This window comes from Candidatus Omnitrophota bacterium (assembly GCA_014728045.1).
Classification (GTDB): domain Bacteria; phylum Omnitrophota; class Gorgyraeia; order Tantalellales; family Tantalellaceae; genus WJMH01.
In genome coordinates this window covers 24847-47500 of sequence record WJMH01000002.1, presented here as the reverse complement: position 1 = coordinate 47500, position 22654 = coordinate 24847, and the positions used below count along the sequence as shown (strand labels likewise).

24 protein-coding genes (1 of these 24 cut by a window edge) are annotated in these 22654 nt (G+C 50.7%); all 24 read left to right on the top strand.

Annotated elements, in window-relative coordinates:
• On the top strand, positions 1-943 hold the 3' portion of the coding sequence (locus tag GF409_00315) for a hypothetical protein (GenBank protein MBD3425657.1). Its footprint begins 38 nt before the window's first position; only the last 943 of its 981 coding nucleotides appear in the window; the start codon falls outside the window, past its left edge; it ends in the stop codon at positions 941-943.
• 140 nt (positions 944-1083) lie between these two features.
• Positions 1084-1254, top strand: coding sequence for a hypothetical protein (locus GF409_00310; protein ID MBD3425656.1), 171 nt, complete (start codon positions 1084-1086; stop codon positions 1252-1254).
• Positions 1255-1256: 2 nt separating this feature from the next.
• Positions 1257-1529, top strand: a complete 273-nt coding sequence (locus GF409_00305; protein ID MBD3425655.1) for a hypothetical protein — start codon at positions 1257-1259, stop codon at positions 1527-1529.
• A gap of 163 nt (positions 1530-1692) precedes the next feature.
• Positions 1693-1884, top strand: a complete 192-nt coding sequence (locus GF409_00300; protein MBD3425654.1) for a hypothetical protein — start codon at positions 1693-1695, stop codon at positions 1882-1884.
• Positions 1885-1892: 8 nt separating this feature from the next.
• Entirely contained in the window at positions 1893-2648 is a 756-nt protein-coding gene (locus GF409_00295; GenBank protein ID MBD3425653.1) for a hypothetical protein, read from the top strand.
• Between the two features lie 284 nt (positions 2649-2932).
• Positions 2933-4972, top strand: a complete 2040-nt coding sequence (locus GF409_00290; GenBank protein MBD3425652.1) for an elongation factor G — start codon at positions 2933-2935, stop codon at positions 4970-4972.
• A 43-nt stretch (positions 4973-5015) separates the two neighbouring features.
• Positions 5016-5771, top strand: a complete 756-nt coding sequence (locus GF409_00285; GenBank protein MBD3425651.1) for a YebC/PmpR family DNA-binding transcriptional regulator — start codon at positions 5016-5018, stop codon at positions 5769-5771.
• 23 nt (positions 5772-5794) lie between these two features.
• Positions 5795-6319, top strand: coding sequence for a crossover junction endodeoxyribonuclease RuvC (gene ruvC / locus GF409_00280; protein ID MBD3425650.1), 525 nt, complete (start codon positions 5795-5797; stop codon positions 6317-6319).
• Positions 6265-6948: a hypothetical protein gene (locus GF409_00275; GenBank protein MBD3425649.1), complete on the top strand. Its 684-nt coding sequence runs from the start codon at positions 6265-6267 to the stop codon at positions 6946-6948. Before ruvC ends, GF409_00275 begins: the two co-directional genes overlap by 55 nt.
• Positions 6949-6963: 15 nt before the next feature.
• Positions 6964-8010 (top strand): Holliday junction branch migration DNA helicase RuvB, encoded by a 1047-nt coding sequence (gene ruvB, locus GF409_00270; GenBank protein ID MBD3425648.1) that lies wholly within the window; start codon positions 6964-6966, stop codon positions 8008-8010.
• Between the two features lie 120 nt (positions 8011-8130).
• Positions 8131-9225, top strand: a complete 1095-nt coding sequence (locus GF409_00265) for a radical SAM protein (GenBank protein MBD3425647.1) — start codon at positions 8131-8133, stop codon at positions 9223-9225.
• Positions 9222-10436 (top strand): aminotransferase class I/II-fold pyridoxal phosphate-dependent enzyme, encoded by a 1215-nt coding sequence (locus GF409_00260; protein MBD3425646.1) that lies wholly within the window; start codon positions 9222-9224, stop codon positions 10434-10436. The genes GF409_00265 and GF409_00260 overlap by 4 nt, the downstream gene beginning before the upstream one ends.
• Positions 10433-11641 (top strand): hypothetical protein, encoded by a 1209-nt coding sequence (locus tag GF409_00255; GenBank protein MBD3425645.1) that lies wholly within the window; start codon positions 10433-10435, stop codon positions 11639-11641. Before GF409_00260 ends, GF409_00255 begins: the two co-directional genes overlap by 4 nt.
• Before the next feature lie 155 nt (positions 11642-11796).
• Entirely contained in the window at positions 11797-12972 is a 1176-nt protein-coding gene (locus tag GF409_00250; GenBank protein ID MBD3425644.1) for a hypothetical protein, read from the top strand.
• 13 nt (positions 12973-12985) lie between these two features.
• Positions 12986-13138 (top strand): hypothetical protein, encoded by a 153-nt coding sequence (locus tag GF409_00245; GenBank protein MBD3425643.1) that lies wholly within the window; start codon positions 12986-12988, stop codon positions 13136-13138.
• Positions 13110-15461, top strand: a complete 2352-nt coding sequence (locus GF409_00240) for a tetratricopeptide repeat protein (protein MBD3425642.1) — start codon at positions 13110-13112, stop codon at positions 15459-15461. Before GF409_00245 ends, GF409_00240 begins: the two co-directional genes overlap by 29 nt.
• Before the next feature lie 7 nt (positions 15462-15468).
• On the top strand, positions 15469-16191 hold the full coding sequence (locus tag GF409_00235) for a glycosyltransferase (protein ID MBD3425641.1): 723 nt from the start codon (positions 15469-15471) through the stop codon (positions 16189-16191).
• A gap of 8 nt (positions 16192-16199) precedes the next feature.
• Positions 16200-16415 carry a DUF2905 family protein gene (locus GF409_00230; protein ID MBD3425640.1) on the top strand — a complete coding sequence of 72 codons (216 nt, stop codon included), beginning with the start codon at positions 16200-16202 and terminating at the stop codon, positions 16413-16415.
• Positions 16416-16422: 7 nt separating this feature from the next.
• A complete protein-coding gene (locus GF409_00225; protein ID MBD3425639.1) occupies positions 16423-17598 on the top strand; it encodes a SpoIID/LytB domain-containing protein in 1176 nt (391 codons plus the stop codon).
• Between the two features lie 18 nt (positions 17599-17616).
• Positions 17617-18627: a tRNA preQ1(34) S-adenosylmethionine ribosyltransferase-isomerase QueA gene (queA, locus tag GF409_00220; protein MBD3425638.1), complete on the top strand. Its 1011-nt coding sequence runs from the start codon at positions 17617-17619 to the stop codon at positions 18625-18627.
• Between the two features lie 49 nt (positions 18628-18676).
• A complete protein-coding gene (locus GF409_00215; protein MBD3425637.1) occupies positions 18677-19126 on the top strand; it encodes a hypothetical protein in 450 nt (149 codons plus the stop codon).
• Positions 19127-21304, top strand: a complete 2178-nt coding sequence (locus tag GF409_00210) for a PAS domain S-box protein (GenBank protein MBD3425636.1) — start codon at positions 19127-19129, stop codon at positions 21302-21304.
• Positions 21305-21344: 40 nt separating this feature from the next.
• Positions 21345-21782, top strand: coding sequence for a hypothetical protein (locus GF409_00205; protein ID MBD3425635.1), 438 nt, complete (start codon positions 21345-21347; stop codon positions 21780-21782).
• Positions 21775-22497, top strand: a complete 723-nt coding sequence (locus tag GF409_00200; protein MBD3425634.1) for a hypothetical protein — start codon at positions 21775-21777, stop codon at positions 22495-22497. Before GF409_00205 ends, GF409_00200 begins: the two co-directional genes overlap by 8 nt.
• Positions 22498-22654 lie beyond the last annotated feature (157 nt).

Genomic DNA, 22654 nt, shown 5'->3' with positions numbered 1-22654 from the left:
GCTGGCGGTTTGCCTTCTCGGCGTGACGGCGGTATATGTTTTCAGTGATCATTTCATAAAACTCGCCGGCATCCGACTTATGGAGAACCTTTCAGGGGCGCCTGTCGAAATGGAAAGCCTCTCCTTCGACCCGGAAGAGCACATCATACATATAACCGGTTTTAAGATACATAATCCCGCGGGTTTTCCCGATGGGACGCTTATTGATATAAGTAAGATAGCCTTAAGAGGCGTCAGTATCGATATGGAACATGGTAAAATACCCGTCGGGTTCGCCGATATCGAGATAGATGAGTTGAACGTTATCAGGAACGAGAGCGGACGCCTTAACATCGATGAGCTCAGGTTCGTCAAGGAAGGCAGGGAAAAAGGTCTTCACCTTTCGGATATACTGCCCATTGATACGTTCGAGTTCAGTATGGAGAAGGTTCTGTATACCGATTATTCGCGGGAAGGAGAGGCCCCATTCTTCCGGGTCTTTGACGTCCAGATCAAAGACCGCAAATACAGCGACATGCTGGATGTAATGGACCTGCTTATAATAATCTTCCACGAAGCCGTGGGGGAGACCACCATAAAGGGCGCGGCCGTGGCGGGTCTTCTCACCATAGGAGGGGCAGGGCTTCTTCCCGTAGGTGCGGGATTCCTGGTCCTGGGAAAGGACTCCGCGACGGCGGAGTTCCCCGACAGGCCTGAGGATATTTTCATAAAGAGCGTCGAAATAATCGACAGGCTGGGCAGGAGGACTAAAACTCGCAAGGTAGAGCATCACAGGATCATAAGAGCGATAATAGAAGGACATAATGTCATCGTAAAAATCCGTGAAAGCGGCGGTGCTTCCTGCAGGATGACCGTTTATGCCCGGAAATTCCTTATACCCCAGCCGCATTTCGCTTCGACCGTGCTATACCAGATCTCACGCGATCTGGGGTGTCCCGATTAGGAAGGGCCAGTTCTGTATCTTATCATCCGTGAATACGCCGCATCCGGTCGAATTGCCGGATAGAGCCGGCCTTTGCTCCCTGTTTTTATTTATGCCCGTGTTGGGTTATACTTGAATCCATACCGAAAGGAGGATCACGAATGAACAATGAATGGGGCATAAAGAAATGTCCTCTTGTGGACAGACAGTGCATGCAGGTACAGTGCGCCTGGTGGATGGAGCGGGAGATGGAATGCGCTCTGAAAAAAATAGCCTCCCGCGGACAGGATGAGAGCTCAGGCAGTATACACAAAAAACAAGGAGATCGATGAATATGTGCGAAAGAACTAGACTTATACTTGCGTTCATATTATTGTTCGGCGCGGCCACTTTCTTTTGCGGGCTGTGCTTCGCCCAGTTTGACAGGGGGGAGGCTGAGACCCCGGATTACACCCAGTATGAAGTCCTGGTCTATCCTTCGGGCCTTACGGGGTTCTTCGACCGGGCCAGCGGCAGGATATATGTTTATGACACCAGGCTGGATGATTGCATCATGGTGCGGCATATGACGAGCCCGGGCAGGTCAATGAGGATCATCAAGGACTAGAACGCCTAAAGGTTTGCTTGATACGATGCTCCGAGGTATACTTTAGAAAAAAAGAGGTGCCCGTATGGAGTTTTTTATAACTGATATTTGGTTGAAAGGCGCAGGCCTTTTCTTGAACATTATTGGCATATCACTTATCTGGGCCTTCGGCTTTCCGCCTAAAATGGATATCGCCACCAGGGCGTATGTTGCAGGCGTCGATCTCGAAGCGGATAAGATGAAAAAAGATGCCTTTTCCGATATCTTGTCCAATATCGGCATGCTGCTTCTGGTGCTTGGTTTCGTTCTTCAGTTCATTGCCAACTATGTAGAGGGGGCGATGATGTTCGATATTTCTTTCCGGCCGAACTTCTGAAGCTCTATATGCGGTCAAATAAATTTTTCCATAGCATTCTTGTTGCAGCTGTTGTTCTTACCTTTTCCGAGGCATCCTCAGCGGATAGTGACATACTCGTAAAAAGCCGGGCCGCTCAATTCAGCATAAAAAGCGGGAAAACCCGAAAGAGCGAGATACTGGGGTTTTTCGGTAAACCTTTTTTCGAGAGGACCATCCAGGACAAGGAATGCTGGTTCTATAAAAGCGGCATGAAGGTCCGGAGCGCGGAGAAGAAGAATTATCTTATCTTTTTCCAGTTCTCCGACGCCGGTGTGGTGGAGAACGTTCTTTTGGTCATGCCCGGGGCGATACCGGCACTCGGCAAAAAGGTCTGGGAATACAGGCTGGAGCACGATGAGCTCGGAACGCAGTGGAGAGCCAACCTGGAAAAATACGGCCATCCGGAAAAGGTCTTTTTCAGCGGCGAGAAGATCGTCTGGAGGTGTGACACACAAGAGAAGGTAGTATCCCGCGAGGATATTTTCCACGGTCTTGCCGCGCGTACGGTGCTGGTCGAAAGCAGGATCGTTGAGTTCGATGATTCCGGAAGGATGCTTAAAGATTACGTCTCGAGAAAAGAGGTCCCGCGCCTTGAGGTCAAGGTTACCGAGGATTTGCCCGAGAGCAGGAAAGAGGTTCTCAGGGATATGAGCGAGGAGATATTGAGCGGGCCGAAAGCGGGCCTGATAATATATGAGGACGAGACCGGAGCGAAAGGAAAAGTCCCTTCGGTCGAAAGGTGAGAATGAAAGCCGCCTACCCCTTTGCGAAAAACACGATCTGCCAGACATCCGAGGGACCGGGCTCTATGAGTGAACTGCGGATATTATAATTACCTGCCGCCTAACCACAGGTCTTTTAAGGCGCGGGCCACTAATTCCATTGACAAAAGTCCCTTTACTATTATAATAAAAAATAATGTATATATTATAAAGTAATAATTCTTTTACGCTGGACGCGTAGGGGGAAATAATTGTTTTTTCAATTAACTTTCTGAATCCTATTCATATGAGAAGGGGGTAATCAAGTGGCAGTCACGACCAAAAATATCCGTAATGTTGTTCTATTGTCCCACGCCGGCGAAGGTAAAACGACTCTTGTCGAGAATCTCCTGTTCAAGGGGGGTGCCGTCTCGAACAAGGGAAGCGTAGCGGAAGGGACCACGGTTTCTGATTATAATGATGACGAAAAGGAGCGCAAGAACTCAATAGACCTGGCGGTGGCGTCCTATGAGAAAGACGGCGTCAAGGTCAATCTCATAGACACCCCCGGCTACCTGGACTATGTGGGCGATGTGATCGGGGGCGTTCACGCCGCCGATGCCCAGATAATGCTTGTCGACGCTTTCGGGGGCGTGAAGGTAGGAACAACAAAATACTGGAAGATATCCAGGCAGAGATCGCTGCCCGGTATGATCGTCATCAACAAGATGGACAGCGAGCATGCCAATTTTTCCAAGGCCCTGGAAAGCATTAAATCATCCCTCGGCAAGAATTGCGTCGCTTTGTATTACCCCAACGGCAGCGGCTCAAGTTTTTCCGGTATGGCGAACATACTTACCGGTGAAGGGATCGATAAGCTTCAGGGGGATGACCAGACCAACGCAGAGGTGCTTTCCAAGGAAATGATGGAAGGGGTTGCCGAATCTGATGATGCGCTCCTGGAAAAGTATTTCGAAGCCGGCACTCTTACCCCGGAGGAGCTGAAACCCGCTTTCAGGAAAGCCGTAATCGAAGGTAAGATCATCCCGGTCATACCCGCCGCCGCGGAAAAAGAGATAGGCATCGAGGAAATAATGACGGTGATAGCCAATTACATGCCCTCGCCGGAAGATGCTCCGGCCAAGGCGACCGTCGAGGAAGGCAAGACTGTGGAGGCAAAGCCGGATGCGCCTTTTGCCGCGCAGGTTTTCAAGACCATATCCGATCCTTTTGCCGGACAGATATCGATATTCCGCGTATGGGCCGGGGAGATATCCACCAACCAGTCCGTGCAGAACTCTAACAAGGAAATAACCGAAAAAATGGGACAGATCTTCTACCTGAAGGGTAAGGACCATATCAACACGGATAAAGTGCTTGCCGGGGATATTGCCGCTGTGGTCAAACTGAAGGATACCGCTACCGGAGATACCTTGTGCGACAGCAAGAACCCGGTTAAGTTCAAACCCATTAATTTCCCGGACCCGGCGATAAGCTATTCGCTGAAACCTAAAAGCCGGTCCGACGAAGATAAGATATCCGATGTTCTGACCAAGTTGATAGCAGAAGATCCTTCGTTCTCCATGGTGCGGGACAAACAGACGCACGAACTTGTCGTCTCGGGTATGGGTGAGCTCCACCTGAAGACCATGCTCAACAGGATGAAGGACCGGTATAACGTCGAGGTCGACATCGGGACGCCTAAGGTTGCTTACAAGGAAACGATTACCGCCAAAGGTGATTCCAAGTACCGCCACAAGAAGCAGAGCGGCGGTGCCGGGCAGTTCGCAGAAGTATGGATGAGGATCGAACCCCTGCCCCGGGGGGAAGGGTTTGAATTCGTCGACGAGGTCGTAGGCGGTGCCATTCCCAAACAGTTCCTCGGAAGCTGCGAAAAGGGCGTGCTTAACGCCATGGAGGAAGGTACGGTCGCCGGTTACCCCGTGGTCGATGTAAGGGTGGTAGTGTATGACGGTAAGACCCACCCGGTGGATTCGAAGGATATAGCCTTCCAGATCGCTGCCGCGCATGCTTTCCGTGAATCCACCCAGAAAGCGAAACCCGCGCTGCTTGAACCCATAATGAACGTTGAACTGACCATACCGGAGGAGAACATGGGTGATATTACAGGTTCTCTGAGCACCCACAGAGGTCGGGTGCAGGGAATGGATTCCGAAGGTGGCATGCAGGTGGTGAAGGCGCAGATACCCCTTGCTGAGATGTACACCTATGCCAACGAGCTCAAGTCCATAACCGGCGGCAGGGCCACATATACCATGACGTTCTCCCATTACGATCCAGTGCCCTCCAATGTCGCTCAAAAGGTCATTACCCAGAGCAAGAGTGGTAAGGAAGAAAGTGAATAAAGTGAATCTGTTTACTATTTAAAAGCACCAGGAGGCGCGAAATATGTCCGGACATTCCAAATGGGCAAGTATCAAACATAAAAAAGGCGCTCTGGACGCTAAAAGGGGTAAGCTTTTTACCAAACTCATTCGGGAGATAACCGTCTCCGCAAGAGAAGGTGGAGGCGATCCTGATGCCAATCCCCGGTTGAGGCTTGCCATCCAGAAGGCGAAGGATTCCAACATGCCGGCGGACAATATCGACCGCGCCATAAAAAAAGGGACCGGTGAGCTTGAAGGCGTTTCTTACGAGAACGTGTCCTTCGAAGGTTATGCCCCGGGAGGTGTGGCCATTATCGTCGAAGGTCTTACCGATAACAGGAACAGGACAACCAGCGAGGTCAGAAGTATATTTTCCAAGCGCGGCGGTAATATGGCGGGGGAAGGCTCGGTTTCCTTCCAGTTCGAGCGCAAAGGGGTTTTCATGGTAAGGCGTGAGGATGCCCAGGAGGACGAACTTCTGGATATAGCCCTGGAAGCAGGAGCAGAGGACCTTACTTCAGACGAGGACTTTTACCAGATAGTATGTGCCCCGCAGGATTTTGACAAGGTACGCACCGGTCTGGTCGAAAAGAACGTCGAGCTGGAATCCAGTGAACTCAGCCAGGTTCCCAAGAACACCATAAAAGTGGATGACATCGAGACAGCGAAAAAAGTGCTCGCTCTGGTCGAGGACCTTGAGGATAACGATGACGTCCAGAACGTATACAGCAATTTTGACATACCCGATCAAGTGCTCGCGAAGATAGAGAACGAATGAAGATCTATTAACCTCCAGGATCTATGCGTATATTAGGGATCGACCCAGGACTGAACAGGACCGGCTACGGCCTTATCGAGTTTACCGGTAACGGACGTATGAAGGTCGTGGAAGCCGGGGTGATCCGCACCTCTGCCGATAGCGGCATAACGCAAAGACTTTCCGAAATATACCGTAACGTCACGGATGTTATCCGTGAGCATAGACCTGAAATCCTTGTTCTCGAGAAGCTGTATGCACATTACAAGCATCCTACCACCGCTCTTCTGATGGGACATGCCAGAGGTGTTGTCTGCCTGGCCTGCGGGGTGGAAGGTGTCCCCCTGGTAAGTTATGCTTCAACGAGGATCAAGAAAGCCGTCACCGGTAACGGCAGGGCCGGCAAGCACCAGGTCCAGGACATGGTCAGGTCAATGCTGGAGCTTGAGGCTTCACCGGGACCGTTCGATGTCAGTGACGCTTTGGCGATGGCGATCTGTTATATTTATATGGAATGCGGCGGAAGGCCCATGGGGCCTGGCGCCAGAACAGTAAAGGCGGCCGAATGATATCCAGGATATCGGGCGAATTGACCGAGGTAAAAGAAGATGCTCTTATGATAGCGACGGGAGGACTGTGCTATGAGGTGCTTATCCCTGTCGCGGTAAGGAGCGCTCTTGAGGAGACAGGTTCTCTGCAGGGCGATCTCAACCTGGTTACGTACCACTATCTTCAGCTTTCTCAGTCCTCCGGAGTACCTGTTCTCATAGGGTTTCAGAACGAGGTAGAAAGGGAGTTCTTCGAGAAGTTCATATCCGTTTCCGGTATAGGACCAAAGGCCGCGTGCAGGGCCCTGGCGGAACCATTTTCACTCATAGCCGAAGCGATAGATTCGGGCAATGAAGCGTTCCTTAAGAACCTGCCGGGCATCGGCAAGCGTAAGGCCGCCGAAATAGTCGCCAAACTGAAAGGGAAAGTGGGCAAATACGGTCTTATAAGGGATGCCTCGCTCAAGGTCGCCAGGCGCCACGAGGACATAAAAAGCGAAGCGCTGGAAGTCCTCCTGCAGCTACAGTACAAGAAGACCGAAGCGGAGAACATGATAAGCAAGGCCCTGGAGAGGGCTCCTGCGACGAAGACCAGCGAGGAGCTTCTTAACGAGGTCTACCGGGAAAGAAAACAACTAAATACAGCTTAGCGATGAGGTAATAAAATGACTGATGCGGGAAGAGAAAAATTCATAGATAAAAGCGAACAGATCGTGCGCGAGGGGGAGACAGAGGACGATGTTATAATGAACCTCAGCCTGAGGCCGAAACATCTTGAGGATTTTATCGGCCAGTCCGCCGTGGCCGATTCCCTGAGTATCGCCTTACAGGCCGCGAAAAAGCGCAATGAGCCCATGGAACATGTTCTTCTTTCAGGGCCTCCGGGACTGGGAAAGACTTCACTGGCGTACATCATAGCTAACGAAGTCGGGACCAAGGTAACGGCTACCAGCGGGCCGGCCATAGAAAGGGCCGGGGACCTCATAGGTATCCTCACGAACATGTCCGAGGGGGACGTGCTCTTCATAGACGAGATACACCGCCTGTCCAAGGTGGTGGAGGAATTCATCTACCCGGCCATGGAGAATTTCCAGATAGATTTCCTCGTGGACAAGGGGCCGTACGCCAAGACCATAAAGTTCAACCTGAAAAGGTTCACCCTGGTCGGGGCCACTACCAGGGCGGGGCTTTTAAGCTCACCCCTGAGGGACAGGTTCGGGATGTTCTACCACCTTGAATTCTATTCACCGGAGGAACTCAAGACGATAGTAAAAAGGTCGGCGGAACTATTAGGGATATTCGTGGACGATGAGGGGGCCGGCGAGATCGCAAGGCGTTCCCGCGGAACACCAAGGATAGCCAACAGGCTGCTGCGCAGGGTCAGGGACTGGGTCGAGGTCAAGTCCGACGGACGGATAACGAAGCAGGCCACGATATCCGCCCTGACCAGTCACGGTATCGACGAGGCGGGTCTTGACAGGATAGACCGCAGGTTGCTGGATATAATACACGGCGCCTACAAGGGAGGGCCCGTGGGAATAGATGCCATAGCTTCTTCGCTCAATGAGGAAACCGATACAATTCAGGATATAGTCGAACCGTATCTGTTGAAAATAGGTTTTCTTAGAAGGACGCCCAGAGGCCGGGAACTTACCGAAAAAGCATACGAGTACATGGGGAAAAGGAGTGATCCGCAGAAAGAGCTATTTTAGTACATTCGCCGCGGCGGACGCGGCAGGTGTTTGATCAAGGGGCTGCACCCTGGAACGTGAAAAAGATGTTCTTAGCGCACGTTTAGGGTCCGGCCCTTTGCTTTTTTGCGGACGAGACGCATGAGGGGACTTTCAGTAAAAGACATAACGGATCTCTGGTCCAAGTACGGCAGGCATCCCGTGCGGTTGCTCAGGACTTTTCTGGATAACGCTCGTGTTCTCAGGCACAACGCCATTCCCCGAAGGGGACCTTTGGTCCTGGTGTTCAACGCCAGTACCGTTTGTGATGCCAAATGCTCTTTCTGCGAATACTGGCGGCGCCCCCGCAGTAGCGACCGGCAGGAAGCCACGTTAAAAGAAAGGGCTGAGATCGTCAGACAGGCGGGTGAAGCTGGGGTCTGGTTGCTGAGTTTCTGCGCGGCTGAACCGTTCCTTATGAGCGATTTGGAGGACCTTATCTTAGTGGCAAAGCGCGGGGGGATGCTCGTCAATATTTCAACCAACGGTTCCAAGCTGAGAGAGAAGGCAGGTATGTTATGCGAGTTCGGGGTCGATATGGTCACCATAAGCGTCGATAGCCACATAGCCAGTGAGCATGACAGTTTGCGGGGCTATCCGGGTCTTTATACCCGGATAGAAGAGGGGGTACACGAACTTCTCAGGATGCGCAAAAAGAGAAGGCCCTGGATATCCGTCAGGCATTTATTGACGGGGAAGAACGCTTTCGGTGCGGACGAACTGGTAAAGAGCTGGAGGAAAAGGAGCGATGATATAATTTTCAAAGTGATCAGTTCTACCGGAGACGGAATGTACAAGGTTCCTCCCGGATTCGAAATAGATCAAAATAAGGCGCCGGAATTCAGAGAATATTTCCTAGGATTGCTGGAAAAATATCCCGAACTCGATAATGAGTATCACCGGCGGATACCCGATCACGTGGCTGGAACGCTCTCTGGGGAAGAATATCGCTGCATGGCAGGCATTTTTTTCGGTGATCTTGATCCGGAAGGGGGTTTATACGCATGTATCGAACAGGGTGAGGTCCTGGGGAACGTGATCGAAAGCGGATTTATGGGGGCGTGGACGGGGGATAAGATGCGCAAGTTCAGGGAGAACCTCCTCATGAAGAAAAGATGTGATCGATGCTGGGGGGACAGGTTCAGGCAGGGTCTTCTCGTAGAGAAGGCGCTTAAGATCATCGGAGGCGGGGTATGATACGCAGGCGCCGCCCTCGTTTTTACAGCGGCATGTGGAAGGACATCGCAGGCTGCCTGTTCGATGATAAATGCAACGAGGATCTCATCGGGCTTTTTGAAGATCGTTTCGCCGCTTTTATAGACAGCCGCAATGCTATATCCTGCTGTTCGGGGCGCAATGCGATGGAGCTTATCCTCTCATCCATCGGCCTGGAGCAGGGAGATGAGGTTATCATTCCCGCCTATACGCTCAAGGACCTGGTGCCCCTGATAAAGAAGCTGGGGTTTAAGGTCGTATTCTGTGATGTTGAAGATGATAGTTTCAATATCGATCCCGACGCTATCAGTAAAAAGATAACCCCTCGCACCGGTGCCATCATGGCAACCCATTTATTCGGTGTTCCCTGCGACATGGAACGGATACTCTCCATTGCCCGCGAGCACGGCGTTAAGGTCATTGAGGACTGCGCGCATGCGGCCGGCGCCGAGTACAAGGGCAGGAAGGTCGGTTCTCTGGGTGACGCTTCTTTTTTTAGTTTTGAACTGACAAAGCCGGTCAATACTTTCGGCGGGGGCATGATAACCTGTAATGACGATACGCTTGCTTCGGGGATAAGGGAAAAGATCTCGGAATATCCGCTTGATCACTGGGGTGTCGTAAACAAGATAGTCTTTTTATGTTTTGAGAACCTTATGGTGCAGGGGCCGCTATTCCCCTTACTGATAAGGATATACAGAAAGAACGAGGAGCTCATTAAGAGGCTTTACTGGAAGGCGCATGCCGGAACGCGGCAGGAACGCACAAGGTTTACTTCCCTGCAGGCCAGACTGGGCATGAGACAGCTGGAGCGGCTGAAGGGTAGAGAATCGCTTCGCCGGGAGAAAGGCGCCCGGATAACAAGCGCCCTGCCGGATACGGTCATCCCCCAGAGCATACCCCGGGATTCACAGAGGGTGTATTATTTTCTGGTGGTAAAGATCAGAGAACAAAAACCTCTGGACGAGGTAAAGCTTGAGATGCTGTCCAGAGGCGTCGATTGCGGCATCGCAGAAGAAATAACGGATAACTGTCCGGTGCTTTTTGGATCAGAAGGGGAAGATTTTCCGGCAGCCACACGGCTTTATTCGGTCAACCTGCAGCTACCGATCTATGATGAAATGACCGACCGTGAGATTTTGAAGATAACAGGATCTCTTCGCGAGGTGCTTGGCGCGGAGGAAGCCCGATGACCACGATAAATGCATTAATTTTCCTGGCGGGCTCTCTTGCCGTTTACTGGCTTATACCTTCAGCCCGGGCAAGAAGATGGATGGTCATGCTTCTCAGTCTAGGTGCCGTATGCGCGATCGGCCCGATGTTCGGAGTGTATTATCTTCTGATGTGCGCTTTCGTTTACTGGATATGTCGCCTGATGAGTGCCGCGGCTGAGCCTTCCAGAAAACCCTATCTGATAACGGTCATAGCGCTTCTGGTGGCGAACCTCTCTTTTTACAAGATCTTTGGTGCGCGGGTTATGTACCTTAACAGTAATATTTTCCCTGAATGGTCAGGCCCCTTGATTGAAAATTCCAATATAATAATACCCATTGGTCTTTCGTTCGTGACATTCAGGCTTATTCATTATGCCGTTGAAACATACCGGGAGAAAGTGCCTGATCCCGGGCTGGCGGATTTCGTCTCTTACGTTTTGTTCTTTCCTACTTTCCTTGCAGGTCCCGTTGAAAGGTTCCCGGCTTTCCATGGCCAGGCGGTCTCCGGTCAGAGGATAGGTCTTGGAGATTTCAATTACGGGCTTTGGAGGATATTCCGCGGCATTATCAGAAAATTCATGATAGCCGATACCATAGCGGTATTTATCATGCCGGTCCTCCAGGACCCGCTTTCGTTCTCCGGGTGGGCTGTTCTTCTGTCGATATACGCCGCGGCCATATGGCTCTACATGGATTTCGGGGGTTATTGCGACATGGCTATAGGTGTATCACGGCTTTTCGGTTTCCGGATAATCGAGAACTTCAATAACCCCTTTTTCAAGAGCAACATAGCACTTTTCTGGAGGAACTGGCATATATCGGTGTACAGCTGGATCAGGGACTATTTTTACCTGCCGTTTTTCGCCTACAAAGGGACAAGGGCCAAGATGTATGTCGGGATATTCCTGACCATGCTTCTTTTCATGCTCTGGCACGCACCGACCGTGAATTTTTTGGTCGCGGGAATATATAACGGCATCGGACTGGTCGTTTGGCGGTATTTCCAGGATATAAGGTCCAAAAACCGTCTGCTTTCCCGGATAAGTGCATTGAGGGGAATGGGGGTGGTATCTACAATAATTACTTTCAGTTACGTGAGTTTCGGCGTTGGTATAGCTTTCGGGGGGCGGGGTATCGATTTCCTCAAGGGTGTGGCAAGTTCCTTTCTCTCCGGGATCTTCTAGAATGTCCCTCCCAGACAGTATTGTCTTGCAATAATCCCATCTTATGTTAGATTATTATAGTAATTATAATATTAATATAAGCAAATTTCGGCTTATATCTGGAAATGAATATTCGTATTCTTATAAAGCATTTTACAGCGTCTACCATCGTATCTATGCCCGCTTTGCTGACTCTGGCGGTCTTGCTGAACATCTGGCTTAACGTGAACAGAGTGAACACGGAGCTTGACCTTGATATTTTCAGGGAAAGAGTAAGCTCTTACCTCAGATCTGAAAGAAGAGAGGCTTCCGCCAGGGTACAGGACGGGGAGTTGACCATTAGATATGAGTATCTTTATCCAAGGAGCCAGTACGATTATTTCGAAAAGACAATAGAGTTCGCGCCTTCTTCCGAAGACAAGACTATTTACATATACGGCAGCTCCCCCGCCGTGTCCAGACTGCCGGTTATAGGCGGACGGTCCAGCGCCTTCCCGGTTATCCTGGAGAGGAAGTTGAATTCAGTTCCGCAAGAGCCGGAATTCAAGGTCTACAACATGGCCATGACATCCGCCGATTCGGAAGCCATCCATGAAATTATCCGTGCCACTGTAGCTGTTAAAAAACCAGACCTGGCGGTATATTTCTACGAAGGAGGGATGGATTATGAGGCCGCTTATCACGCGGCCGGAATAAAGGAATTTTTCTACCCTCTGAAGATCATTTCAGTGAAAGGCCTGTTGAAGGCATCGGGCCTGGATAAGAACAGGACCCTCACCCACTGGGCGGGATATCTTTCATGGTTCAACAGGTGTTATTTTCAGCCGGCTCTTTTGAACTTTGTCCAGGCTACCGGTCTAATGCGCGTTCCCGCTGGAAGTTTCAAACGGGTTAATGCCATGATAACATCTGATTATAAGAAAAATCTGGATGAAACGGTAAGCTTCCTGGCAAGCCGGGATGTCCCCGTCGTGTTGGTGCTGAACCCGGACAACCTTGAGGCAAAACCTTACGGGGTCTATTCAGTGACAGAGTTCTATTATGATAGTGCGATGGGCTCTGGGGATCCGGAGGATAGATTGTCTTTGCTGAAGAAAGCGAGGGATTCGGAAATATTCACCGGTGACCTTGGCACCAGGACCGAGGCGTACGAAGCAATGAAGCGCCTCGCGAAGGAAGGCAAAAAGGGAGTGTATGTTCTCGACCTTGCGGGGGAGCTGGAGCAACAGGGCTATCCATTGGGGTATGAGAGTTTTTACGATTACGGGCATATGAAGCCGGCTCTCCAGGAAGAGGTCTCCTCGGAAATCTACGAATATCTTGATTCCCGTGGATTGTTGGCGGGGATCTAAGGAAGGTTTATATATGGAAAGGCTGATCGATGCTGTTTTAAGTGAAATATATCACTACAGGCATATCATGCTCCTGCCGTTACTGCTGCTTCTGCTGTTTTTTGCGGTAGTTATGGTCTGGGACCGTGGCGCATTGAATGTTCCGGTGGTTTACGCGGGGTTTTAATATGAAACGAAGGCACTTGAGGATAATATTCGTTCTGTTCATAGTAATTGCGGGTGTTTTGGTCTATTCCAATTCCCTGGATAACGGATTTTTACTCGATGACAGGTATTCGGTTAAGGAGAACGCCTTTATCGGGGACCTTTCCAACCTTAAGTTCCTTTTTGACCGGGACAGGTTCTTCAGGGGCACGAAAGAGGGTACATACAGGCCAATTACCACGATAACATACTTTCTGGATAACGCTATATGGGATTACGAGGCTTTCGGTTATCACCTGACCAACGTTCTGTTTCATGTGGTGAACGGGGTAATGCTGTATTTCGTTCTGTGCGCACTTCTCGGCGCCCGGCCAGAGGACGATCTCTCACCGGGGGAAGCCCGTGCCTGGTCGGCCCGTATTCTTGTGCCTTTCGCGGCAGCCGTTTTTTTTACCGTCCATCCCGTCCAGACCGAAACAGTGAATAATATAGGCACGCGGCATGAGGCGGTAATGACCCTTTTTTATCTTGGGGCGATCTGGACATATCTGAGGTCGGTGTCCCCGGAGGCGGGCAGAAGAGGGCTGTTTTACGCGCTCTCGCTTTTATTCTATGGCCTGAGCTGTTTTTCCAAGGAAATGGGATTCACGCTTCCTGCGGTGCTTGTCCTATGTGATCTTTACGCGGGAGGTTCTATCGAACGCGACCGTATGTTCAAGTACGCCGGCTATGCTGTCGTGGCGGCGCTGTTTCTTTTCGTCAGGTTCGGTGTCATGGCATACCCCGGTGAAGCCGGGGCGGGATTTTTCGACCCGGCCAGACTCCTTCTCACGGGAAGGATGATAGCTACCTACCTGTGGCTCTTTATCTTTCCATTAAGGCTCAGCGTCGAGTATCCTTTTGGGCAGATGTTCCCGGGGAGCATGCCTTCTTCGGCGGCCGATCCCGCTTTCTTTGTCCCTGTTATCGTGACGGCTGCGGTTTTAGCCGGTGCCATCGCCATCAGGAAAAAGGCACCGCTTGCCTTCTTCGGCGCGGGATGGTTCTTCATCACGATACTCCCGGTTTCGAATATCTTTTTCCGTCTTATGCAGTTCCCCATAAGGGAAAGATATATCTATCTTCCCTGCGCGGGTTTTTGCATATTCCTTGCAGCTGTTCTTTGGAAGGTTTTCCAGTCCCCGAGGATCAAGGCTTTCCGCTATAACAGGATGGCCCTGGCGGCCGTGTTCATTCTGCTGACAGTTCTCTATTCGGCGAGGACCTATGCCAGGAACAACGACTGGCAGAACGCGGTCACTCTATGGAAAGCCACTAAAGGAACTTCCCCGGGGAGCTATCGCGTCTATTATAACCTGGGAATGGCCTACCAGTATGAAAAAGGCAATACCGAAAGGGCACTGGAATATTTCCAGAAGTCCCTGTCCCTCAGGGACATGGCCATTACACATGATGCTGTGGGATATATCTATTATCAGCAGGGTGATTATGAAAAAGCCCTCAGCGAGCTTCAGAAAGCCAGGCAGATGGACCCCTCTCTCGGCTCGGTTTATTACCATTTGGGATTATTGTATGTGGCGATGGGGGAATACGACAAGGCCATAGCGCTTCAGGAAGAAGGGTTCAGCCGTGACGAAAACAGAGAAGGGGCGCTTTTCCGTTATGTTTACAATCCCATGCCCCGCGCGGATATGCATTTTGTGATTGGTCTGGCCCGTTTCAATAAGGCGCAGTACGATGAGGCCGTCCGGCAGTTCAGGGAAACACTGCGTTTTGACCCCATATATCCCAATGCGCATTATCACCTGGCCTACTCGCTTATCAAATCGGGCCGTTACGCCGAAGCGGAAAAAGTCCTTGAAAAAGGTATCGATCTTTATCCCGACGATCCCGGGTTAAGATATCTTCTGGCGACATCTCTGATGAAAAGACGTCTTTACGAGAAGTCGCTTGAGCAGTACGAAAAAGTGCTTGAGCTCGATCCGGGAGACGTTAACGCGAGGAACAATCTGGCCAATATATATTATACCAAGGGCAGAATTGATGAGGCGATGGAGCAGTACCGCAGGATACTCGAGTCTAAACCTTCGCATTACAAGGCAAGGAACAATCTCGCGAACATATATTTGAGCAGGAAGATCTACGACAAGGCTATCGGCGAGTATAAGGCGATAATAAGGCAAAGACCCGCGTCCCCGGTGGTACGCTACAACCTGGGTCTGGCCTATTACGGCAAAAAGATGTATGACAAGGCGCGGGAAGAGTGGCAGGAAGCTTTGAGGCTTAAACCGGATTTCGAACCGGCGAGGAACGCCTTGTTGAAACTCAAGATAAAGGGATACTGAACTTAAAATGACGAGCGTCTCCGATGAACAGATGAAACTGGTGCTCATTCCCGCCTGCAATGAGCGGGATAATATACGTCTTCTTTTGGAGAAAGTGCTTTCGACGAGAGAAGATCTTAATGTCCTGGTCGTCGATGACAGTTCAACCGATGGTACTACGGAGATAATCCGAGGGATATCCGAACGGGAGTCGAGAGTCGAGATGATCCAGCGCGAGGGCCCCAGGGGAATGGGATATGCCATAAAGGACGGTCTGGAATACGCTCTGGATAAAGGGGTCCGTTTCGTAATCGTAATGGATGCTGATCTTTCTCATGATCCGGTGTATATTCCCGAAATGATAGAAGCTCTGAGCGGTCACGATCTCGTCGTGGGGTCACGCTTTGTTCCGGGAGGCTGCGACGAAAGGCGTTCATTGGTGAGGATGCTGATAAGCCGTCTTGCCAGGAACATAATAAACGGTTTGCTTAGAACAGGGGTGGAGGACCCTACTTCCGGGTATAAGTGCTTTACCGGTAGTATCCTCGCAAAGATAGAACCGTATACTCTGAGGAGCGAGAACCATTTCATCTGCACCGAGACGCTTTACCGCGCTATCCGTAAAGGTGCCCGGGTAAGTGAGGTGCCGATCAGGTTCCATCCCAGGAGCGGTAACCTGTCAAAACTCACGGTGGGTATAGTTTTTGATTGTTTTTTCAAGGTCATCATGCTGGCCATAAGAAAATGGTGATGTGAATGTTGCAGGCTGTGGGTAAAATGCTTGTCATACTGGGTTTAGTTCTCCTGCTCGCGGGCGGGCTTTTCCTCTTATCCGGGAAGATCCCCTGGCTGGGCAGACTGCCCGGCGATATCGTGATCAGGAGGGAGAACTTCACGTTCTATTTCCCGGTAACGACCTGTATTTTGGTAAGTATAGTGATTTCGTTCTTATTGTTTCTGTTCACAAGAAAGTGATTCTCTTATGTTCGAACATAGATCTTTCAAGCTGGCGCTGGTGCTGATCGCGGTCCTCCTTGCGCTTGTTATGTTCTTCGGTCCTTTCGGCGGCCGCCAGGTTAGCAGGGAACCCTTCCTGGTGCGCGTGAGAGTCGCCCATGATGCGGATACCGTTCTCATCTCGGCAAGGGGCCAGGCCCAGATAAAGGAGATGGGTACCGGAGATATCCTCCTGGAGAGAACCGAGGTCGCTGAAGGCACTGAAGTAAAGGCTTCCTCACGGGGAATTAAGTTCGCGGATAAGACCTTTTTCACCGAGGCGATAAGGGTGATACCGCAGGAGGGGGACGCTTTAAGGCTGAACGGGGTAGTTTACAGGGGACAGATGGATATTATAAGGACGGGCAGCGGCATCGATGCGGTGAACAGGGTGGAAATCGAGGATTATCTCAAGGGGGTCCTGTCCAAAGAAGTTCACCATTTCTGGCCCTTCGCCGCTCTGAAGGCGCAGGCCATAGCCTCGCGCAGTTATGCCGTTTCCAAGGCCCGTCGGCGGAAGAACAAGTATTACGATCTTACCGCGGATACTTATACCCAGGTCTACGGAGGCAGGTCATGCGAAAAATGGAGGACCAACCGTGCGGTCAACGCCACCAGAGGGAAGGTTCTTGAGTATGAGGGGAAGATACTGCCCGCATATTTTCATTCCTGTTGCGGAGGGAAGACCGAGAACGCTGCCGTGATATGGGGTGAGGATCTGGCGCCTTTGCGGGGTGTCCGCTGCCCCTGGTGCAGGTGGTCGCCGTATTTCAGGTGGCAGGAGAGGGTCCCGGTAAAGACGATAGCGGAGAAGTTGAGGGATAAAGGTTACCAGGTAAACAGGATCGATGATATACGCCCGGGTGAACGCGACAGGTCGGGCAGGCTAAAGTACGTGAGGATAAGGACGCGTAACAAATGGTTCGAGATATCAACCGGCCACTTCAGATCCGCCATAGGAAGGAGGACCCTGAAAAGCGCCAACTTCAGGGTCAAGAAGTATCCGACCTTCTATCTTTTCAGCGGATATGGCTGGGGCCACGGGGTCGGCATGTGCCAGTGGGGGGCTTTCGGTCTTGCTCTGAGATGGAAGAGCGCTGAATGGATACTCAGGCATTATTACCCCGGTTCAAAGATCGTTCAGCTGGGCCAGCTTGATTAGTATGGGTAAAGAGATGATATGGAACTGAAAGAATTTGATTATGAACTTCCGAAGGAACTTATCGCGCAGGAGCCTCTGGGGAAAAGGGACCGATCGCGTTTGATGGTCCTTGACCGCGAGACCCATAGTATAACCGAGAAGACCTTCAGGGATATAACGGGGCATATCGCTCCGGGGGACTGCCTTGTTCTAAACGATACCAAGGTGCTTCCCGTGAGGCTGTTCGGTAAAAGAAAGACCGGGGCTAAAGTGGAGATCTTCCTTCTTGATACGAAAGGCGAGAAGCTGCGCGCGCTTGTACGCCCCTCTAAGCGTATTAAGCAGAACGAAGAGATAGAACTTGAAAGCGGCATAAAGGCAGTTGTTCACGGCGAAGCCGATGTCGGGCGTTTCGTGAGCTTTGATTCTGATATAGAAGAGGTGCTTGATTCGGGCCATATACCCCTGCCCCCGTACATTACGCGCAAGGACAGTCTGCGTGACAGGGAGGATTACCAGACGGTTTACGCTTCAAAGGAAGGCGCCACAGCCTCACCTACCGCCGGGCTTCATTTTACCGGAGAGATCCTTGAAGAGCTTGCCTCTAAAGGCGTTTCCATAGTCCATGTGACACTGCATACAAGTTACGGTACTTTTTCGCCGGTAAAAGCCAGGAATGTGGAGGACCACCGGATGCATTCGGAATATTTCGAGATAGGTGATGATGCCGCTGAAACGGTCAACCGCACAAAGAGCGATGGCGGCAGGGTCTTCGCCGTGGGAACCACTTCAACGCGTGTTCTTGAGAGCGCCTCTTCTTCCGGGGAGGGGGTCAGGCCCGAGAAGGGAGCGACAAACCTCTTTATTTACCCCGGTTATGAGTTTAAAATAGTAGATGGCCTTATCACTAATTTTCATCTTCCGGAGTCGACGCTTTTGATGCTGGTGAGCGCTTTTGCGGGAAAGGATTTTGTTCTTGAAGCTTATAGCAGGGCGGTTGAATCGAAATTCAGGTTCTTCTCTTACGGGGACGCCATGCTGATAATATGAACCGTTTTTATTTTTGTGAGGGTAAATACAACCGAAAAAGGGGGAAAAGATGAATAAATATATCATGACCGGTGCGCTGGCCGCAGCATTGTTAGTGTGTGGGGGCGCCTCCGCCCAGGAAGTTACCGCAAGTTCCTTATCGAGCGGAACTTATGAAGACGGGAACTACGAAAGGTCCGGGGACGGTTTCGAATGCAAATATTTCATCGACGAAGCCAGGGGCACGGTTACGCTCAGCAAGATAATAACCAATAACCGGGAAGGGAAGATCGAGGAAGGCGCCGAGTATGAGATAACGAATGTGATGATAAGTGAAGGTATCTCATCGCTGCTTGTCTCGCGCGAGAAAAAAGGCCAGAAGATCATTACCGCTGTGCGTGAAGGTGATCTCGGGTCGTTCGAGACGCTTATGATCGGTGCTGATTTTTATGAATTTTGCTACGCCTCCAACGGAAGATTCTATCTGGAACATGGTGAGGTCGCCGCAAGCAAACGTTAAATGTGTCAAAAAAGGAAAGATATGGAAAAAACGAACATACTCATAGTCGGAGCCGGCAAGGGCGGTTGTGCTCTGCTTGAACTGCTTCTTGACAACGATTACGTGAATATCTCGGGAGTGGTCGACAAGGATAAGAGCGCCCCGGGTTTACGGATAGCCCGGGATGCCGGCATTCCGACCGCAGGGGATTACGCTGATTTCATCGGCAAGGGCAAGATAGACGAGGTGGTTAACGTTACCGGCAGTGAAGAAGTTCAAAAAGAGCTTCTCAGGGACACAGCGGACGAGGTGGAGATCATCGGAGGCCACAGCGCCAAGCTCATGTGGAGGCTCGTAGATGAGCGAAAACGTGTCGGAGAGCACCTCAGAAGGAGCGAGAAAAGATTCCGCATGCTCGCCGAAGCGAGCATGGAAGGAGTCCTGGTCCATGACGGGAAAAAGATAATAGAGGCCAATAACGCTCTCGCGGACATGATGGGGTATGATCCGGGGAAGATCGTTGGAACGGAAGTCATTGATATAGTGGCCCCGGAATCCCACGAACTGGTCAGGAAAAATATAAAGCAGGCATATGAAAAACCCTATGAGGCAGTCGGCAGAAAGAGTGACGGGAGCACTTTTCCGATCCTTATTCGCGCCAAAACATACACTTATGACGGGAGCAGCTGGAGGGTGGCGGCCATAAGGGACCTCTCGAGACAGAAAAAAGCCGAAGCCGCTCTTCGCGAGAATGAGCAGAGATTAAGGCTGATAACCGAGAATACCAGTGACCTTGTTGCCGTTACGACCCTTGGTGGTACTTATAAATACCTGAGCCCTTCGCATAAACGCATACTCGGTTATTCGCCGGAGGAACTCATCGGGAGATCGGGATATGATTACATGCACCCGAAAGATATCGAACAAGTTGAGAATATAGCGCTGAAATATACCGAAAACAGGCTCAGGAGCCTGTTTTCGAAAGGGCAGAAGTTCATAGGAGAGACCCTGCAATACCGCTTCAAGAACAAAGCCGGGCAGTGGCGGGATATAGAGGCTACGGCGAACATCGTCTGGAGCTCTTTGGACAGGGAGTTCAATGTTATTTTCATCTCCCGGGATATCACCGCGCGCAAGAAGATGACGGAGGATATGCACCGCCAGAGGCAGCTTTTGAGCAATATCTTGTCGAATATCCCTCATTACGTTTTCTGGAAGAACACGGATCTGGTTTACCAGGGCTGTAACGAGAACTTCGCGAGGGTCGCCGGGGTGGGGGAGCCGGAGAACATAGTAGGAAAGACCGATTACGACCTGGCCTGGAAAAAGGAGGAGGCGGATTTCTTCAGGAAATGCGATAAGGAGGTCATTAAAAACCGTAAGCCCATGCTGAACATAGAAGAGCCGCAGCTTCAGGCTGACGGCAAGGAGGCTACGCTTCTGACCAGTAAGGTGCCGCTTGTAGACTCGGAAGGGAATGTGTTCGGGATGCTGGGTATATACGCCGACATAACCGACCGCAAGAACATGGAGGAGATACTTCGCCAGTCCGAAGCAATGTACCGCACGATCTTCGAGAATACTGGATCCTCCATGGTGATAGTGGATGAGAACCTGCTCATAACCATGTCCAATGATCAGTTCGAGAGACTTTCAGGATACTCCAAGAAAAAACTTCAGGGGGTCAAGAGCCTGGTCGATTTTATCCCGGAGGAGGATAAAAGGAGGATAAAGGAATTTCACAGGCTGAAGATGATAGATTCTGAAGCGACCCCCGGCAGTTATGAACTTTCATTCATGGATAAGAACGGGGAAGAAAAAGAAATATATGTTACTGTCGCGGTCATACCCGGCATGGTCAAGAGCGTGATATCCATTCTGGATATATCCGATCTCAAGGAGAACGAAAGGGAACTAAGGCGGCAGAAGGAACTTCTGGATAACACCAACCGGGCGCTTGAACATAAACTCAAGGAACTGGAACAGGCGGCGGGCCACATTAAAAAACTGGAAGGTTTGGTGCCCATATGCGCCAGATGTAAGAAAATGAGGGTCGAGGGTGGTAATCCAAAGGAAGAAAAGGACTGGGTAAGCCTTGAAAAATATATCTCGGAAAGGACCGATGCGAGTTTTACCCATGGACTTTGCCCACAGTGCATACGCGAGATGTACGGGAGCATGGGCAAGGGTAAGGAGTGATCTTAATTTATCTTTGGGGACAGAAAGGCGGTAACAGATCATGAGATATTTTATCGCAAGCTGGGTCTTTTTTATTTCACTGACAGTTATGTGCGGCAATGTTGCCTTATCCCAGCAGAGGGATGAAGGGGGAGTAGTCGAATACCCGGACGGGGCGCTGGGCATGGATATAGGCGGCGGATACCAGGCCATGCCTGACGAGCAAGGCGATGAATACGATGTATTGCCCGCTCCGGAATACAGGGAACCTTACAAATCCACAAGATACGGCGCTCAGCTGGATGAAGGTTTCGTGGGAACATTCCCGGGGTTCAGTTTCAAGGAGAGAGGCACCCCTTCCCCCCAGCTCAGGGAAGAACAGGAACTTGAAATAGAGGAGTATATCTTTTACGAATCCACCACGACCCAGCCTGCCAGTCCATTCTGGGGGGTATCAGGTCCGGCGGAAGAGACTGACAAGGATAAGACGGATGAATGACCGAAAGCGGATAGACCAGATGGATGCGGTCAGGCAGCTGGCCGGGGGTATCGCACATGACTTTAACAATCTGCTCACCGGAATAATGGGCTTTGTCATGCTTGTTCTCGAGGACATGGACGAGAACGACCAAGCCTATTCTTACGTTAAGGAGATAGAAAAATCGGCTGTTGATTGCCGGGAATACACCGGCAGACTGATCTTCCTGAGCCGGGATATATGTGTCGAAAAAAAAGAAACGGACATCAATGCTGTCATTGATGCTGCTCTTGATGAAATGCGAGGCTATCTCGGGAAAGATGTCGAAGTGTCCACGAATATGCAGGGGGCTGGGGGACTGGAAATGGACGCTGAGAAGATCCAGGGGGCTGTTGCATGTATTATCTCCGATGCCAGCACACGGAAAGGCGATCTTGAGAGTATGGATATCTCAGGCGGTAAGATCGAAGCGGATGAGCGATATCTGGAGCAATATACGCCAATACAGGAAAAAGGAAGCTACTTTTGTTTAAGATTTTGCGCGCGGGGAATTTCTATATCCCCCGATGCAATGAAAACTCTGTTCCGGCCGAGGTTTAGCTCCGGCAGGAGCAGGTATTTTGGTTATGAGCTTGCTATCTGCAGGGAAATAGCCGAAAAGCATGGCGGATACGCATCCGTTATCCCGAGGGATGAGCGAACGGTCGATTATTATATGTGGCTTCCGGTATCCTGAAATGTGTTAGGATTACTTGAAATCCGGTTTTTATTGTGTATACTTAAAACAATTAATAATTATATATATAAACGGTTATAGCATTGAACTTTATAAACATTTTTATAGAATCGATCAATAAGTGGCATTTGTCCTGATAGAAGAGAGAAGGAGGGAC